Annotated in this window: 15 protein-coding genes; 7 read left to right on the top strand and 8 right to left on the bottom strand. The window is 46.9% G+C overall.

Going from position 1 to position 16,699, the window contains the following annotated elements; translation table 11 throughout:
- Positions 1-203: 203 nt before the first annotated feature.
- Positions 204-1,475, bottom strand: a complete 1,272-nt coding sequence (locus tag QUA78_RS19985) for an aspartate aminotransferase family protein (RefSeq protein WP_333304450.1) — start codon at positions 1,473-1,475, stop codon at positions 204-206.
- A gap of 128 nt (positions 1,476-1,603) precedes the next feature.
- Here QUA78_RS19985 and QUA78_RS19980 point away from each other — a divergent pair, with 128 nt between their 5' ends.
- Entirely contained in the window at positions 1,604-2,881 is a 1,278-nt protein-coding gene (locus QUA78_RS19980) for a ribulose bisphosphate carboxylase small subunit (RefSeq protein WP_333304449.1), read from the top strand.
- Between the two features lie 221 nt (positions 2,882-3,102).
- Here QUA78_RS19980 and QUA78_RS19975 read toward each other — a convergent pair whose 3' ends face one another.
- On the bottom strand, positions 3,103-5,505 hold the full coding sequence (locus QUA78_RS19975; RefSeq protein WP_333304448.1) for an AAA family ATPase: 2,403 nt from the start codon (positions 5,503-5,505) through the stop codon (positions 3,103-3,105).
- A gap of 116 nt (positions 5,506-5,621) precedes the next feature.
- Complete coding sequence (locus QUA78_RS19970) at positions 5,622-6,710, bottom strand: ATP-binding protein (protein WP_333304447.1); 1,089 nt, start codon at positions 6,708-6,710, stop codon at positions 5,622-5,624.
- A 137-nt stretch (positions 6,711-6,847) separates the two neighbouring features.
- Here QUA78_RS19970 and QUA78_RS19965 point away from each other — a divergent pair, with 137 nt between their 5' ends.
- Positions 6,848-7,159, top strand: coding sequence for a TRADD-N-associated membrane domain-containing protein (locus QUA78_RS19965; RefSeq protein WP_333304446.1), 312 nt, complete (start codon positions 6,848-6,850; stop codon positions 7,157-7,159).
- Positions 7,160-7,291: 132 nt separating this feature from the next.
- Here the strand turns inward: QUA78_RS19965 and rbsK are convergent, their stop codons facing one another.
- Entirely contained in the window at positions 7,292-8,212 is a 921-nt protein-coding gene (rbsK, locus tag QUA78_RS19960; RefSeq protein ID WP_333304445.1) for a ribokinase, read from the bottom strand.
- Positions 8,213-8,522: 310 nt separating this feature from the next.
- Between rbsK and nblR the strand changes: the two genes are divergently transcribed.
- The 4 genes from nblR (at position 8,523) to QUA78_RS19940 (ending at position 11,087) form a co-directional block, all read left to right on the top strand.
- Positions 8,523-9,218, top strand: a complete 696-nt coding sequence (gene nblR, locus QUA78_RS19955; RefSeq protein WP_333304444.1) for a response regulator transcription factor NblR — start codon at positions 8,523-8,525, stop codon at positions 9,216-9,218.
- Between the two features lie 142 nt (positions 9,219-9,360).
- Positions 9,361-9,897 (top strand): DUF192 domain-containing protein, encoded by a 537-nt coding sequence (locus tag QUA78_RS19950; protein ID WP_333304443.1) that lies wholly within the window; start codon positions 9,361-9,363, stop codon positions 9,895-9,897.
- Between the two features lie 665 nt (positions 9,898-10,562).
- On the top strand, positions 10,563-10,694 hold the full coding sequence (locus QUA78_RS19945) for a hypothetical protein (protein ID WP_333304442.1): 132 nt from the start codon (positions 10,563-10,565) through the stop codon (positions 10,692-10,694).
- A 180-nt stretch (positions 10,695-10,874) separates the two neighbouring features.
- Positions 10,875-11,087 carry a DUF2949 domain-containing protein gene (locus QUA78_RS19940; RefSeq protein WP_172189436.1) on the top strand — a complete coding sequence of 71 codons (213 nt, stop codon included), beginning with the start codon at positions 10,875-10,877 and terminating at the stop codon, positions 11,085-11,087.
- A 55-nt stretch (positions 11,088-11,142) separates the two neighbouring features.
- Here QUA78_RS19940 and QUA78_RS19935 read toward each other — a convergent pair whose 3' ends face one another.
- From QUA78_RS19935 to QUA78_RS19920, 4 genes are all read right to left on the bottom strand, one after another.
- On the bottom strand, positions 11,143-12,300 hold the full coding sequence (locus QUA78_RS19935; protein ID WP_333398982.1) for an alanine--glyoxylate aminotransferase family protein: 1,158 nt from the start codon (positions 12,298-12,300) through the stop codon (positions 11,143-11,145).
- A 78-nt stretch (positions 12,301-12,378) separates the two neighbouring features.
- Complete coding sequence (locus QUA78_RS19930; protein WP_041623669.1) at positions 12,379-12,624, bottom strand: DUF5340 domain-containing protein; 246 nt, start codon at positions 12,622-12,624, stop codon at positions 12,379-12,381.
- A gap of 350 nt (positions 12,625-12,974) precedes the next feature.
- Positions 12,975-13,874, bottom strand: a complete 900-nt coding sequence (gene trpC / locus QUA78_RS19925; protein WP_333306856.1) for an indole-3-glycerol phosphate synthase TrpC — start codon at positions 13,872-13,874, stop codon at positions 12,975-12,977.
- Between the two features lie 272 nt (positions 13,875-14,146).
- Positions 14,147-14,344: a hypothetical protein gene (locus tag QUA78_RS19920; protein WP_333306859.1), complete on the bottom strand. Its 198-nt coding sequence runs from the start codon at positions 14,342-14,344 to the stop codon at positions 14,147-14,149.
- Between the two features lie 180 nt (positions 14,345-14,524).
- Between QUA78_RS19920 and QUA78_RS19915 the strand changes: the two genes are divergently transcribed.
- Entirely contained in the window at positions 14,525-16,642 is a 2,118-nt protein-coding gene (locus tag QUA78_RS19915; RefSeq protein WP_333306861.1) for an NACHT domain-containing protein, read from the top strand.
- Positions 16,643-16,699 lie beyond the last annotated feature (57 nt).

The raw sequence follows: 16,699 nt of genomic DNA, 5'->3' as shown, positions 1-16,699 counted from the left end.
AGATTTGCAGCGGGACGGGTTTACTTTTACCCCGATCGGACTTAGGCTAAGAAACCCGGTTTCTGGGAAACTATGGGGTTTAGTAACGAGAAATCTCGAAAGAAACCCGGTTTTTGAGGAAGAGTGTGTCCTGGACTAAGTGAGTTATCTAGGATATTGTGCGAGATTCAGCGCTACAGCTAACAAAAATCAATTAACTAGATTTACTGTACCGCTTGAGAGCGCAGCGCTGATTCCACTGCCTGCAGAGCTCGATCGACTTCAGCGGCAGTGACAATCAGCGGCGGGACAAACCTCAGCACTTTCGGCCCTGCAGGAACCAACAGAACTCCTGCGGCGATCGCAGATTTGACGATATCGCCCGATGTCAGTTCGATGTCAGCTTGCAATTCCATCCCGACAATCAAACCCCAGCCGCGCACTTCGGCAATTAAATGGGGATATTCGGCCGCCAACTTGTTAAGGCCTGATTTCAACTGTTCCCCGCGCTGCTGCACGTTTTCTAGAAGGTTTTCCCGTTCCAAAGTTTGGCAAACGCACAAAGCTACAGCGCAAGCAAAAGGATTGCCGCCGAAAGTGCTGGCGTGACTTCCCGGTTCAAATACATCGCAGGAAGATTTGCACAGCATAGCGCCGATCGGGATACCGCCGCCCAACCCTTTCGCAGATGTAAAGATATCCGGTTCAATGCCGAGGTTTTCGTAGCCCCAGTATTTGCCGGTGCGTCCCATCCCGACTTGCACTTCGTCGAGAATGAGCAAAATGCCTTTTTCGTCGCAAATTTCCCGAATTCGCTGGAAGTAAGCGATATCTCCGGGGCGAACTCCGCCTTCGCCTTGCAGCGCTTCCAGCATAATTGCTGCTACTTGGCGTTCGTCTTTGTCGAGTTCTTCGATCGCACTTTCGATCGCACTAATATCGTTGTACGGCACGTAGTGAAATCCGGGAACCAAAGGACTAAAACCCTTCTGGTATTTAGGTTGTCCCGTTGCGGTAATTGTCGCTAAAGTCCGCCCGTGGAAACTCGCAACGGCGGTAACGATCGTCGGATTCGAGATATTTAATTTTTCGTGGGCGTATTTGCGGGCGAGTTTAATTGCCGCTTCATTAGCTTCCGCGCCGGAGTTGCAAAAGAAGGCTCTGTCAGCGCAAGAATGGTCTACAAGCCACTTCGCCAGCTCGCCCTGTACGGGGATGTAATAAAGGTTAGAAACGTGGTGCAGGGTCTGAATTTGCTGAGTTACCGCTGCAATCATTGCCGGGTGGGCGTGTCCCAGAGTGCAGGTAGCAATACCCGCCACAAAATCGAGATATTCGCGGCCCTCGGTATCCCAAACGCGGCAGCCTAGGCCCCGTTCTAGGGCGATCGCAAAACGCCCGTAAGTTGTCATTACATAGCTGTCGAAGCTCTCAGAACTGAAGGGACTGGCTTCGGCTTGCACGGTTGGTTCTTTTAGTAAGGTTTCTGGACTCACGAATCGCTCCTTAACACATAATATGCAGACCTCGATTGTACGGTAAAAATCCAGGTTAGCGGTGCAGGCTGTTAGTTTTGTCATAAAATCATAACAGTAACAACAATTAATCCCTCACAAATCTACTGATGAGTTATTACATTTCTCCTAACTTTCTCGATAAAGTTGCGGTGCACGTCACTAAGAACTTTTTAAATTTGCCCGGGGTAAGAGTTCCCCTAATTTTGGGAATTCACGGCCGTAAAGGAGAAGGCAAAACTTTTCAAACCGAACTGGTTTTTCGGCGGATGGGCTTTGAACCGGTGATGATATCTGGTGGGGAATTAGAAAGTCCGGATGCGGGAGATCCGTCGCGTTTAATTCGCTTGCGCTACCGGGAAGCGGCGGAGCAAATTCGCGTGCGCGGCGAGATGTGCGCCATCTTTATTAACGATTTGGATGCTGGTGCTGGCAGGTTCGATACTACTACTCAATATACTGTCAATACTCAGATGGTCAATGCCACTCTGATGAATATTGCTGATAATCCAACTAACGTGCAGTTACCGGGAAGTTATGACAGCACGCCGCTGCACCGAGTGCCGATTATTGTCACTGGAAATGATTTTTCTACGCTTTACGCGCCGCTGATTCGCGACGGGCGGATGGAGAAGTTTTATTGGGAACCCAGCCGGGATGATAAAATTGGCATTGTTGGGGGAATTTTTGAGTCGGACAAATTGTCAAAAACCGATATTGTGGCGTTAGTGGATAATTTTGCCGATCAGGCGATCGACTTTTTTAGTGCTTTGCGATCGCGCATTTATGACGAACAAATCCGCGAATTCATTCACAAAGTAGGAATCGAGCGAGTTTCCAAGCGTTTGGTAAACACTTTGGAAGCAGCGCCAGATTTCCACAACCCGAATTTTAGTCTCGCTCATTTAATAGAAATGGGCAGTTTGATGGTGGGCCAACAAAAGCGGATTAAGGAAATGCGCTTAGTAGATGAATACAACCAATCGCGGCTGTTTAACGTTAAAGGAACCCCCAATGCCCCTGCTGCTGCGCCAACGCAAAGTCAATTAAACGACCCGTCATCCAAATATTATAAGGCTTACGATGAGCCAAGTTCTGAAGGTGGTAACGGTCATGCGGCGCGGCTGAGTTCCGAGGTATTGGAACAAGTAAAGCAGTTGTTAGCAAGAGGCTGCAAAATTGGCATGGAATATGCAGATAATCGCCGATTTAAGACTGGTTCTTGGCAAAGTTGCGCGACAATTCAAACTGCACAGGAAAAAGATGTGGTTGCATCTTTAGAAACTTGTTTGGCGGAACACGGCGGCGAATACGTGCGGCTGATTGGTATCGATCCAAAAGTCAAGCGGCGGGTAGTTGAAACAATTATTCAGCGGCCGAATGGTTAAAGCTAAAGTAGTCCGCCAGGGAATGAATTCGCTGTCTAATAGCTAAAGTCCTCTGAAGAGGACTCATGAGTTTAAAAGTTTTTCTTATCAGTCCTCTTGAGAGGACTTTAGCTTTGAGGCAGGGGTTTCAACCCCTGTCGGACTATCGGTTTAACGTTAAGTTGACACAAATGAACAGTGTTGTGTCCCTACAGGCAATATCTTCTTACTCTCGCCGTAGACTACTGGACAGACATAGATGATGCAAACCAGCGGCGAATTAATTCTACTTGGAAACGGTAGCCTTCACTAACTTCCTCAATCAATTCGCGTTGCAGAAGTAAATTGATAGCATCGGATTTATCGGGAAATTGTTGCAAAATAGTTAATCGGCTGACTATTGCCCCTTCTCCTTGTGCTGCCAAAAACTGCAAAATAGCTAATCCTGCTGCATCTGCTTGATTGCTTTGAATATCGGCAAAAAAGAAACTGCCAACACTTAAAGCTTCTGGTATTGCTGCTTCTACATCGGCTAAAGTTGCCAGTCGGCGGATAGATGGATCTTGCTCGTTTTTTAGTGCGATAATTTCAGCGCAGAGGAGTTGGATTAGGAAAGGGTGACAGCGGGTGAGTTGCAAGACTCGCTCAACCGCATTGGGTTCGTAACGCAGGGTAAAATCTTTGACGGGTTGCTCAATTAGTTGACGCGCTTCGGGTTGTTTCAGGTAGCTGATATGAACGACTTGGACATTGATTAAATAGCTAGCCCAACGCTGAAATTCTTCTATTGTATGGGAACCAGCTAGCAGCACTTTGAAGCGGGGACGATGTTGAATCAGGTGACGCAACATTTCCAGAACATCCTCCTGATCAAAGCGTCCTTTTGTGATGGCATTATCTAGCGCCTCGAATTCATCCAAGGCAAGCAGGGCAATATTTGGTTGTAGCGCTTGTTCTACTTCGTCCAGCCATTCATCAAAGCGGGTGAAAGGGTCATCTTGCAGTGTTTCGCGCTTAAGAGATGGGAGAGTTAACGCACTTTGGCGCTGGGCTGAGTTTGCCATACTGCGGGCGATATTGTAGAGAAAACCAGCATAATCACTCGCTGATGAAACCGGCCCTTGCAAGTCTACAAACATGGGAATAATAGTGCTCGGTAGCAAGCGTCCCAGGTTGTTGAGGAGGGATGTTTTGCCCATGCGCCGCTGTCCGTAGAGTAGCAAGGGAGGGCGGCGGCGGTCTAGCAGTAATTGCTCGATGCGCGTACCAATGTCAGCACGTCCGGTGAAGATTTCCTGTTGTTCTGTCAGGGGTACGCCAATGATATAAGGGTTGTCGATTTCTTGTCGTAGTTCAACTGCTTTCGCCTGTTCTTGCACATAGTTGGTGACAATTTCATACCAACTATTTGCAATAGGGCGAAAACGTACTGCATATTTGTCACCACTGCGGGTCAATTCTCGAATTAAACCATTTAATCTTTCTGCTACAGCACTGAGGGCTAAACGCTTGTTGTAAGCACTATTTTGGTTGAGGGCTGCTGCTACATCCTCGCTGATGCGACTAAAGCTACTTAGGAGGGAACTAACTGGACTATTCAGTTCTCCAAGGGCTAGATTGCGGTAGGCGTTAGCGATAGCAGCTACATCTTCACAACGTTCTAAGCCCCGTGCATCAAGTTCAATTTGTACAGCTTGTGCTGCCCAACCCTGACGGCTTGTGTTTAAATAGTTGAGTGCAGCTTTGCCCTCTTCTGGGTTACGCTCCATTACTAAAAGAACGTGCTTGTCTAAGCCTTGTAGGGGAAGGCGCTGCCACTCATCCCAAAAAGCTGAATGCCAACGTAAGAAACTGGGTTTAGTAGCTGTGCGTCGTTTGTCTAGTTGGTAAAGCAGAATATTCCATCCCGTGAGAGAAGGATACAGTACCACTGGCAGCCATAAGTTGATAGTTATTCCGACGCCCGACGCCACGACCGACGCCACGACCGACGTCTCGCCCAACGCCACACGGAACGCCATGCCGAACGCCACGCCCGACGCCACGCCCAACGCCAGGCTCGACGGCACGATGGACGGCACGCCCGACGGCACGCCCAACCCCACGCCCCACGCCACGCCGCACGGCACGCCCAACGCCACGCCCAACACCACGCCCGACGCCACGCCCGACGGCACCCCCGACGGCACGCCCGACGCCACGCCCAACGCCACGCCCGACGCCACGCCCGACGCCACGCCCCACGCCACGCCCAACGCCACGCCCCACGCCACGCCCAACGCCACGCCCAACGCCACGCCTAACGCCACGCCCGACGCCACGCCCGACGCCACGCCCGACACAATCTTTTCTACTGGCGCACCTAGTAGCCAAAGCACTAAGGCAACAACAATTGAATTAGCTAGGACAGGCAAAACCAGGAATGCTTGTATTAGTAGCTTCCACAAAGCTGGGTTTTGCCATCTTAAACCTCTTTTGATCTTAGATGGGGTGTCTAAACCAGGGTCAATACGCTTGAGATGATTTTGCCAAGCCGAGGGACGAAAGAAAAGCCAGAACAGCAGTTGCAGGCTACCCAAAATCAGGTTGGGATGCTGTTCAGGTGCATTGGTGTAAGCGTTGCGCGGCACATTTGGCGAGGTCATCCGATTTTTGATTTTCGATTTTCGATTTTAGATTGAACCCACAGATAAATGCGAGGGCTTGCGATCAAATTGGTTTACGTACTTAATTTTGAGTAGTTTCATAAATATAACGAGCGCTAGAAAAATTGCTCAAATAAATGAGTGAAGGGCTGCATCTGTTTTAACCCTTCTTCACGCCAATCATCCCCCATTTCCCCATCTTCCAGACTAAATAATCGTTCTCGACAAAGGATTTGCAGCAGCAGAGGCCAGCATTTACTTTGATTCAAAATCCACTCGACATCCTCAGCCGGAAAAGGAATGGGCGAACTGGCTATCAACTCCCGTGCTTCAGCTTCAGTCAAAGCACCCAGAGTTGTGGTATATCCAAAGATATTGAAAAAAGGCGAACTATGTCCGGTGCTACGCGCTAACTCGATCGGCGATTCAGGAGTTGCCAAGACAAAGCCTAAATTCCCATTGGTTTGGTTTGTTGCCAAAGAGCGCAAACTCTCCCAAAACCCATCATCTAATTCGGGACAGCGCTGTAAACCTACACCAATTTCATCTAATAAGATGACTGTAGGCTGACGTAAATTACTGCTAACCACATCCATAAATCTATCTAAGTCGCAAGGGCTGGGAACTGACATTTTTAGGGATTCTAAAATGTAGCGCAGCAGCCCTTCCCGATTTTGCCGTCGCGAATCTTGAAAATCTACGAAAATCCAACGATAGTTTTCTGGAGAGGGCAACCACTCAGATTTTTGACCGGGGCGCAACTGTTCTGTTGGGGTGGTGGTAATATTTTTCAAGTAGTACAGCAAAGAAGTCTTGCCACTGCGCCTCTTGCCGATAATCGCAGCATTTTGCAGGGGACGGCGTTTCAGTAAGTCGAATAGGCGTTTTAGTTCCTTCTGTCGCCCAAAAAAGTAGCGCGGATGGGTGATGGGAGTTCCAGTGATGAAAGCTGAGGTTTCCTCCAAGAGAGGCTTAGGGATAGTTTCGTCTATATGTACGATATTTCTCCACTCATACCCCAATCTCTCGCTAATTTCCTCAAAATTTATATAATCAACAGGTTTACCCGCCAGAAAGCTCTTGACGGTGGATAGGGAAATTCCTAATTCTTCAGCCAAAGCCCTCTGACTCGGAAAGCCCTTGCGTCCTAAAGCCGATTTGACTTGTTCGATACACCCTGGAGAAACTCTGAGCGATCGCCCCATGATGCCTCTAGAGAAAATTACTCATCCGAATTATAGATTTAATCTCAACTACAAGTCAACCAACAAGTCAACCTCACTCGACTCTGAACTCAACTTTGCTTGATTTTTAATAAAATAGTAGCGTTGAATTTACACCTATGTCGGACAATAAATTACATCCCAAGCAAGCACCATCCTCCGATGATTCTGCCAAGCTCGATCGCAAGATTATTCAAGACGGTCGGCGTCAAGGGCGTTGGATTTCTAACGCAACTCTTGGATTCATCATTACCAGCAATTTTGTCAATATTTTATGCATCGGATTGTTGTTTTTTGGCAAAGTTCCAGAAGGAACAATTACCGCGACAAGCGGCTTAACAACAAATATTGTTAGCTTGCTGGTCATGTTTGCGAAAGAAAATAACGACCGACTCGATCGCCTAGCCAAAGAATTCAAAGACGACGATTAACTAAAAATAGTTAAAGTAGGGTGCGCCTTCCGCACCTGACAAATTACCAATTCAACTAATGCGCGCTTTACAAGTCAAAGTAGGGTGCGCCTTCCGCACCTGACAAATTCAACTAACACGCACCTGACAAATTCAAATTAAATTCTGCAAAAATTTATCAAAAGTTGCCCGATCGCACATAGCAACTTGAGCACCCACTTTAGTTGTGCACAGAGCGCCCGCTGCTGCGCCCCACCGCACCGCCTCTGACAAGGACAGACCGACATCTAATGCAGAGGCTAACCCGCCGTTAAAAGCATCGCCAGCAGCCACAGTGTCGATCGCCTCCACAGCAAAAGCCGGTACAAAAAACGTTTCATCCGCCGTAACAGCAACAGCCCCCCGATCGCCCAATTTGACAATAACATTCTTGACACCGCGCTCCTGCAAGTGTTTGGCAGCTACAATCGCTGTTTCCGTGTCATTCACCCGAAAACCGGCTAACTGGCTGGCTTCCACTTCATTCGGCGTGATAATGTCAATTAGCGGATAAAGTTCGATCGGCAAATCCGCCCTAGCCGGTGCTGGATCGAGAATAACTCGCACCCCCGCTTCACGAGCAGCTTTCGCAGCTTTTTGGACAACTTCCAGGGGAATTTCTAACTGTAATAGCACAGATGTAGCTGCTGTTAACAGTTTTTTGAGACGTTCTAGATCTGCTTCACCGACATTGTTATTCGCGCCCGGAATCACAATAATATTATTTTGACCTGTCTCGTCTACGGCGATAATTGCCACTCCTGAATGAGTGTTTGGGTCTGTTAATACATTGTCTGTATTTACCCCATAAGATTGTAAGTTTCTCAATAATTCTTCAGCAAATTTATCGTTGCCGACGCGACCGATGATGTGGGTGGAAGTGCCGAGACGGGCGGCGGCGACGGCTTGATTTGCTCCTTTGCCACCGCCGGCTGTGAGAAAATTGCTACCGATGATAGTTTCCCCTGGCTGCGGCAACCGGGGAGTTTTTGCTGCTAGGTCGATGTTGATACTGCCGAATACGATGATGGTCATAATTTAAATTGGGAATTGGGCATGGGGCATGGGGCATGGGGCATGGGGCATTATAGAATTGGGAATTGGTAATGGGTAGCAACTCGCAAATAACCCATAACGAATAGACATCTCCCATAATTATCGTGGAACAGGCAGGATGCCTGTTCAAAATCTGCTTTTTAGGAGAAGTCTAATAACAACCAATAACAACAGTCAACAGCCAACAAACAACAGCTAACAGCCAACACTCAACAGCCAACAACCAACAGTTAACAACCAACGGCCATCAAACGTGCTAGAACAGTTATGGTCTCCACCGGTCAATTCAATGGCTGCAATTACTCTCGATCGCAATCCCTGTGTCCTGCTAGTTGAAACAGACGAAGTTCTCGCCGGACACTTGAGTCTCGACTTAAAATCCTCCGGCTACGAACCGGTAGTGGCTTCTAATACCGCCACGGGCCAACATTTAGCCAGTGAATTGCAGCCAGCTTTGATTGTAATCGATCGGATACTTGGCCCTGAGTCGGGGCTGTCACTGTGTTCTTACCTCAGAAGTATTGGCAATCGGGTGCCGGTACTGCTATTGGTCGGTCGCGATACAGTTGACGATCGCGTAGCTTGTCTGGAAGCTGGGGCGGATGATTATTTTCTTAAACCTTACCGCACTGAGGAGTTTTTGCAGTTGGTGCGCTTGTATTTGCAGCCGGATAACACCAGCAACGAACAATTGAGGTTTGGCGATTTAGTTTTGGATTTGGCCTCTAGGCGGGCCCTGCGCAATGGACGGGCGATCGACCTGACGATGAAGGAATTTGAGCTGCTAAAGTATTTGATGGAACATCCCCGCGAGGTTTTGACTCGGGAACAAATTCTGGAAAATGTTTGGGGTTACGACTTTTTGGGCGAGTCGAATGTGATTGAGGTTTACATCCGCTATCTGCGCCTCAAGATCGAAGATGAAGGCGAAAAGCGCTTGATTCAGACGGTGCGCGGTGTTGGCTACGTGATGCGCGAATCTTGAAGAAGTCATTAGTCATTAGTCATTAGTCATTAGTCAGTGGTCATTAGTCAGTGGTCATTAGTCATTAGTCATTAGTCAACAATGCCCATGCCCCATGCCCTATGCCCCATGCCCTATGCCCAATCTAAAATCTAAAATCATTATGAATTATTTAGGTAATTTGCTGAGTATTGCGGTAATTCTATTTTTGCTGGGATGTTCGCCGACTTTACCTGTTGCGAATACTGGTGCTACTGGTATTTTGGCGTCGCAGTCTCCGACGGCGACAACATCGGGTCAAGTGCTGCCTGTTTCTGCTAGAGCTCGGATAGCCGATCGCCCGTTAGCGGAGTCCTCGAAGAGGATTGAACTCGAAGTGGCGAAAACAGTGGAACAACAGGCTATGGGTTTAATGTACAGAACTTCTTTGCCGGATGACAGAGGAATGCTGTTTGAGTTTAAATCGGCGCGGCAGGTCAATTTTTGGATGAAAAATTGCAAGATTTCTCTGGATATGATTTTTCTGCGGAATGGGGTGGTTGAGGCGATCGAAGTTTCTGCACCTCCTTGTACTGCCGATCCTTGTCCTACCTACGGGCCCAACACTGTTGTCGATCGAGTTATTGAACTCCGGGGCGGGCGAGCTGCTGAACTCGGTGTCACAGTGGGCGATCGTATTGAAATCGAGTTTTTCCAGTAAAACTACGGACTGTTTCAGTTGGCGATTGTATAGGGGCTAGAAACCTGGTTTCTTGCGATATTTCTCGTTACTCAACCCAAAATTTCCTAGAAACCCGGTTTCTGAGGTCAACCTGCCTCAGCGAACTAAGTTTTGAGGTTGTAGTCTGAAACCCTTATTCTCCCGTTGGCAATCAAAAAATGTCCAAACTGTTGTTCTAGTAAAACCTGCACACAAACACAATCCCCCGGTTTCCATCCCCCAGAGATCCGCCTGCCTTCGGAATACCGGATAAAATTTAGAAACTTTACAAAAATTGATTAAATCTGTTAAAATATTAATGTAAAATTCAGTACAAACACCAACAGATTTGCTACGATGTCGATCTCAGCCAGTCTGGAGTTGAGCTTGTTTGCGGAAGCTGTAGATTTTTGGTCGCAGGTATGAGACGAGTCAGCGACTCGTTACCAATCCTGAGAGACGATACTCAGCCTCAAGAGGTAGCAGCACGAAAAGAAATTCTCTGGGACTTCTGAAGTTCGAGCTAAATCTACTAAACCTATCGGAAGTAAAATGCTACAAGCCAAGTTATTTGGCAAAGTTAACTTCTGGTAGCAGGTTGGAATTGGATCGAAATATCTAACCAATGTTTCGGAAGTAGATTTGCGGATTCTGCATTTGGGCAGATGAAGTTAAACTCTGAACCTGGTTTATTAGTTTTAGGTAGCAGAATTTATTCCGATTCGCGCTGCAAAGATTCCGAGGTATTGAGTTTAGATTCGATCGGGCTGGCAGCAGCAAAAGTGCAAAACCTTTAGCTTTTTGGAAAAGGTTGGCTTTATAGTCGCACTCAGCATTACATTTGGCAGTTTCAACTGCCAATACTGTTAAAACAGTTATCGACGGTTACAAGACAGATTTAAAACTGGCTTATTACTAATCACAAAACATCAGGTTCCCATTAGAAAATGGTGTCCTATACTTAGAGGTGAAATCAGATGGCATCCGCTACATACACTCGATTAATTCGATTTTTACAAGAAGATTTGGCAATTTCTCCCGCGTCAATTGCTGTCGCCGAACGTGGCGGTGACAAACAGCGCCAGCGCGATAAAGACCCGAATTCCTTGCCGATGGTTCTGTGGCAATACGGTTTAGTCACTCTCGAACAGTTGGATAAAATCTTTGATTGGTTATCCGAAGCATATTAAAAGGATTTTAGATTTTAGAGAAAATCCAAAATCCAAAATCCTTTAACAACTGAGATTAGGATTCAGCCAAGAATTTGGCAGCAGCGGCAACGCCGGCACCAGGAGTGTAGCCTTCATGACCCAATTCTCGCAACACGACTTCTAAAGAGGAAATTGCTGCTAGAATATCGCGATCGCACACAAAGCCCAAATGGCCGATTCGGAAGATTTTACCTTTCAAATGGTCTTGTCCGTCGGCGAGAGCAATGTCAAATCTCTTTCTCATCAAAGTCCGCACTTTTTGAGCATCTACGGATGCTGGCGGCATAACCGAAGTAATCGCAGGGCTGGCGGCATCATCAGTGGCAAACAACGGCAAACCTAAAGCTTTTACAGCAGCGCGAGTAGTTGTCATTAAGCGTTTGTGCCGCGCGAAAACATTTTCCAACCCTTCTGTTTTCATCATCTGCAGCGATGCTTGCAGGGCAAAAAACATATTGACAGGGGGAGTAAAAGGAGTGGTATTTTTGGCAGCGTCTTTGCTATATTTGCCCAAATCCAAATAATAGCGGGGCAGTTTCGCAGTTTTGTAAGCTTCCCAAGCTTTGGGACTGACGGCCACAAAACCCAAACCAGGAGGAATCATGTAAGCTTTCTGAGAACCCGAAGCAATGACATCGATGCCCCAAGCGTCCATCGGAATATTGACAGCGCCTAAGCTAGTGACAGCATCGACCATAATTAAAGCTTCACCGTGGGCTTTAACGTGGCGGTTGATGGTTTCGAGGTCGTTGAGTACGCCGGTGGAGGTTTCCGAGTGGGTGATGATAACAGCTTTGATTTGCTTCTCTGTATCTGCTTCGAGTTTTTCGCGGAAGTGTTCGGGGTCTAAAGGTTGGCCCCACTCAGCTTTAATAATTTCGGCGTTTAAACCGTAAGCTTCGGCGACTTCAGCCCAGCGTTCGCCAAATTTACCGTTGCATCCGACTAAAACTCGATCGCCCGCACTCAAGAAATTAATTATCCCAGCTTCCATCGCGCCGGTACCGGAAACGGTTAAACTCAGTACGTCACTTTTAGTTTGGTGCAGCCATTTGAGGTTTTCGGTACATTCTGCAAAAATCCCGTCAAATTCCTTGCTGCGGTGGCCCATCGGGTGTTTTGCCATCGCTAACAATGCCGCTTCCGGCACCGGCGTCGGGCCGGGAATCATCAGCATTAATTTGTTGTCCATGATATTGTCCTAACTATTCCTGTGGGAGTTATATAGAATAAATCAAATACGATACGTCGCGTCGCTACTCTAAGTTTTTTAACTTTTAACTCCCTTGTGGTTAATTTCATTTAGAGACCAGCGGTGTTCTACCGCTAAGTTCGATCGCTCGCAGCTTTGTTCTAATTGCTTTTGAATGGCAAGGGCTTTGCGCAGGGTAATAATAAGTTGGTGAACTTGTTGCTGCTGCGGCGATTGGGGACTGACAGCAAACATTGTTTTGCGTTCTAACAATTGAAGTAGCAATTCATAATGAATGTACGAAGGAAGGGGGATTGGCTCCATGAAAGCTAACATACCTCAGCGAACCGACACCCCATTGCAATTGCATGAGGCATCACAGGTGAACATTAGATGCCCGATTTTTTATTTGTTTTCTCACCGTACAAAAACCCCTGCTTTGCCGATCCAATATTCGGGGCTGGGTGCGTTGGACACGCTAAATCTTGCGATCGACAGGCTTACAGAATAGATTTAATTGCTTTCTGGCAAAATGTTTCTCTGCAATATAGCTTGGAGTGCTATTTTTTTTACAGTCAAGCGCTTGAGTCGATGCAGGCTAGAAATTCTCATTATTTACCTACTTAATCATTTTCTATCAGAATTAAGGGTGGTTTGTCAAGCGGTCTCGCCTTTCACAGGCTGGGAGGGCGATCGGCAAGGGAGGCTAAAGCCGCACCCGGATCGGGCTGCTTGACCAGAGATTCGCCGATGAGGACGGCTGCGGCGCCGGCGGTGGCAACTTGAGCGAGGTCGTCGGGAGTGTGGATGCCTGACTCGCTGACGGTGAGGATGCCTTTTGCTTGGATTTCGGTTTGGCGCGAGGCTAATAGTTGACCGGTAGTTTCTAGGCTGACGGAAAAGTCTGCTAGGTTGCGGTTGTTGATGCCGATCAGGTTGACGCCTTCTAGGGTTAATACTCGATCGAGTTCTTCGAGAGTGTGAACTTCTATTAAAGCTGTCATGCCCAAAGTCTTGACAATTTTAACAAAGTATTGTAAGTCTTTGTCAGATAAAATGGCGGCGATTAACAAAACAGCATCAGCGCCGTGAATGCGGGCGAGATAGATTTGGTAGGGATAGATAATAAACTCTTTGCAAAGTAAGGGTAAATCGACGGCGGTACGGATTTTAGCTAGATTTTCAAAGCTGCCTTGAAAGAACTTTTCATCGGTGAGTACGGAGATGCAGCTAGCGCCGTTTTGTTGGTAAGCTATGGCGATCGCCACCGGGTCGAAATCTTCGCGAATTACGCCTTTGCTGGGGGAAGCTTTTTTAACTTCCGCGATGATAGCGGGTGTGGTTTTGCCGTTTTTAAGGGCGGCAAGAAAGTCGCGAGTAGGCGGTGCGAAGGGGAGTTTTTTGTGAAGTTCGGATAACGGGGTGCGATCGCGCTTTTGGGCCACTTCAGCTTCTTTTTGCCAGACGATTTCTTCGAGGATGTGCCGGGGTTCGGCGTCGGGTACGGCGATTTGGTAGCTGAGGTAGAGTACGGAGACGGATGTGCTGGGGGGACGGCGGCGGATTTGAAGCATTGTTACTGGTTGATACTAAGGATTATTGTAGGGGCGATCGGGCTTTTTGCAATTGGCGAGTAAGGATTGAAGTCGCAGCGATCGCAGATGCAGCCATTGAAATCGCCCTTACAAAGGCAAAACCCGCGCAGGCGGGTTAAATTGCACAAGTCTGGCGTTGCGCGGACTTTAATTGTGTAGCGACAGGTTTCAACCTGTCGCACCGATTGTTATGTGAAAATTCCCAAATTGCATTTGTAGAGACACGATCGCGTCTCTACAAGATGCGATGGTTAGTGAGACTTTTTTTTCAGAACAATGACAACTTTCTGGGAGTCTTGTTTTTTAACTTCGCTTCTGCGTTGACTGCGGATCTTAGTTCGCGATGGGGGAGAATCATAGTAAATTTCTTCCTCGCCCCAAGGAAGACAAAGCTGCACGCCTACAGGTTGCCGTTCTCTGCTTTCGCTTGAAGTATTGCTGTTTTTCATAAGTTAATCCTCTGTGTTTGGGTTGTTGATTTATCCCTAAACCCATTACACAATGCCCATCCAAACAGGAACCCACAAGATGCTATCAAGATACTATCAAGATGCTATCAACCTTCAGATTGAATCCGCTATTTGACAATAAAGACTATAATTTAATGAATAAGACGGGAGAGATAGCTGATGTCCTGGGATGACTTTCTGGAAAAAGTTGCTGAAACTCACAGTGTCTTCGATGAGGACGAGAGACAGGCTTTCATGACTAAGTTCGCTGAGCGAAATTTAAAGTCAAATCTATCAAACGCAAAGTTAGCAAACGATCTGAACGTCAGCGTCGCGACGCTGGGAAGACAATTAGGATTAGTCTATGGCAAGTTTTCTCAAAGTTGCCCCAAGCTTTATTCTGATAAAAAGGGTAAATTCGAGCTACTGCGAGAGTGGCTGAAAACTGGATATGCTCAATATCAGGAAACAGGAAAGCTGCCTGGGCTACCTGCAACCTCTAACCTTGCTGCGAATAATCAGACTGAAGGTTTGGCATTTCAGCACACTCCCGACAAGTGGCAGGAGGTTTGTCGCCGGATGCTGCTAGAACAGAAGCGGCTAAGCAGCAATAAGCTAATTCCTCCTCAAATGAAGCGCGATCTGATTGATGAAAATATATATGTAGATTTGACCTTAGTGCAGCAGGAGCAAATCCAAAAGGTTGGAGGCGACTCATCACCCGAACAGGGTTCGCTGTTGTATGAGTCAACGGGGTACAGCAAAACCGAAAGATTTGAATACAACCAATTTCTCACAACAGTCCTCAGCACTAAGAAAAACGATCGAATTGCCATCATTGGTGAACCAGGAGGAGGCAAAACCACGCTTTTACAGAAAATCGCTTTCTGGCTGTTAGATAATACAGATGATTTGGTGATTTGGGTTTCTCTAGGACGTTTAGCGACGAATCTAATTGATTACATATTTAATGATTGGCTGCGAGACGCAAAGGGAACTGTCGCTGAAAACTGGCAGACAGCTTGGAGAAGTCAGTTGGAACAGGGGCAGGTGTGGTTGCTGTTAGATGGGCTAGATGAAATGGCAGCAGAGATGCAGGAAACCTTATCTGCAAGGGGTTTACTGACTCATGTGCGGATAGTAACAAGTTGTCGGCTGAATGTTTGGCAGGCTAACCCCCGCATTTTGGATGGCTTTGAATTTTATATTACTCAACCGTTCACCTACCCCCAGGTACAGCAGTTTATCGAGAAGTGGTTTAGTAAAGATAACGCATTGGGCGATCGCTTGTGGCAAGCAATTCATCAACCAGGAAAGGAACGGATTAAGGATTTAGCCAGAAATCCTTTAAGGTTGACGCTGTTGTGTGCAATTTGGCAAGGGCGAGATGGCGATTTGCCTGATACAAAAGCGAAATTATATCAAAAATTTGTCGATAAAATCTTTGACTGGAAAGCAGAGTTTTTCCGCCGGGACTCTAACAATCTAGAGAGGCTGAATGCTAAGCTGGGAGAGTTGGCTAGAGAAGCGATCGATAAAGAGCCTACTCGGTTTCGCTTGCGACATAAGTTTGTCTGTCAGCTTTTGGGCAAGCCAAAGGATAAAGATTCTCTGCTGCAATTGGCTCTGGATTTGGGTTGGCTGAATCAAGTGGGAATGCATGCAGATGAACCTGAAGAACCAGTTTATGCTTTCTGGCATCCCACGTTTCAGGAATATTTCGCCGCGTGTACAATTGATGATTGGAACTTTTTCCTGAATCACATTCCTGACAACCCCAAAGACTCTAAAGCAAATTACCGAATTTTTGAGCGCCCGTGGAAAGAGGTTATTTTATTGTGGCTGGGGCGGGAGGATGTACGAACAGAGAATAAGGAAGCGTTTATTAAGGCTTTGATTGAATTTCAAGATGGATGTCCGGATTGTATTTCTGATCGCAAAGGTTTTTATGAATACCGAGCGTATTGTTTAGCAGCTATAGGTATTGCTGAGTTTAAGGAATGTAGCTGTGCTGATGCAATCCTATCGCAATTGATTAGATGGGGATATGGTTATTTCAATTTAAAGATGCAGATGTGGGTTGGGGAAAGTTGCCCAAGTTCAGAATTAGCGAGGGCTGCATTCCAAGAGAGCGATCGCAGCCGAACCATCCCTGCTTTAATTAACCTGATGCTTAACAGTACCAATGATGCTCCTTTTTGGGATATGGCTCAAAGTTTAGGACAAATTGGCAGGGGCAATCAGCAAGCAATGGACGCACTAATATATCTTATCCTTACTAAGCTGTTTCGCATTTAAATTGTGATAATAGCATTTCCTTTGTTTTTAAGTTTCCGTCCCCATTTGATAACCAAT

Source organism: Microcoleus sp. K4-B3, from assembly GCF_036704615.1.
Classification (GTDB): domain Bacteria; phylum Cyanobacteriota; class Cyanobacteriia; order Cyanobacteriales; family Microcoleaceae; genus Microcoleus.
Note: the sequence above shows the minus strand (reverse complement) of the source record. Positions and strands in the feature narration are given on the sequence as shown.

What these genes read in the sequence shown, in the direction of transcription:
- QUA78_RS19980 (WP_333304449.1), top strand. Translation starts at nt 1,604, where the DNA reads ATGAGTTATTACATTTCTCCTAACTTTCTCGATAAAGTTGCGGTGCAC.
- QUA78_RS19975 (WP_333304448.1), bottom strand. Translation starts at nt 5,505, where the DNA reads ATGACCTCGCCAAATGTGCCGCGCAACGCTTACACCAATGCACCTGAA.
- QUA78_RS19970 (WP_333304447.1), bottom strand. Translation starts at nt 6,710, where the DNA reads ATGGGGCGATCGCTCAGAGTTTCTCCAGGGTGTATCGAACAAGTCAAA.
- QUA78_RS19965 (WP_333304446.1), top strand. Translation starts at nt 6,848, where the DNA reads ATGTCGGACAATAAATTACATCCCAAGCAAGCACCATCCTCCGATGAT.
- rbsK (WP_333304445.1), bottom strand. Translation starts at nt 8,212, where the DNA reads ATGACCATCATCGTATTCGGCAGTATCAACATCGACCTAGCAGCAAAA.
- nblR (WP_333304444.1), top strand. Translation starts at nt 8,523, where the DNA reads ATGGCTGCAATTACTCTCGATCGCAATCCCTGTGTCCTGCTAGTTGAA.
- QUA78_RS19950 (WP_333304443.1), top strand. Translation starts at nt 9,361, where the DNA reads ATGAATTATTTAGGTAATTTGCTGAGTATTGCGGTAATTCTATTTTTG.
- QUA78_RS19945 (WP_333304442.1), top strand. Translation starts at nt 10,563, where the DNA reads ATGAAGTTAAACTCTGAACCTGGTTTATTAGTTTTAGGTAGCAGAATT.
- QUA78_RS19940 (WP_172189436.1), top strand. Translation starts at nt 10,875, where the DNA reads ATGGCATCCGCTACATACACTCGATTAATTCGATTTTTACAAGAAGAT.
- QUA78_RS19935 (WP_333398982.1), bottom strand. Translation starts at nt 12,300, where the DNA reads ATGGACAACAAATTAATGCTGATGATTCCCGGCCCGACGCCGGTGCCG.
- QUA78_RS19930 (WP_041623669.1), bottom strand. Translation starts at nt 12,624, where the DNA reads ATGGAGCCAATCCCCCTTCCTTCGTACATTCATTATGAATTGCTACTT.
- trpC (WP_333306856.1), bottom strand. Translation starts at nt 13,874, where the DNA reads ATGCTTCAAATCCGCCGCCGTCCCCCCAGCACATCCGTCTCCGTACTC.
- QUA78_RS19920 (WP_333306859.1), bottom strand. Translation starts at nt 14,344, where the DNA reads ATGAAAAACAGCAATACTTCAAGCGAAAGCAGAGAACGGCAACCTGTA.
- QUA78_RS19915 (WP_333306861.1), top strand. Translation starts at nt 14,525, where the DNA reads ATGTCCTGGGATGACTTTCTGGAAAAAGTTGCTGAAACTCACAGTGTC.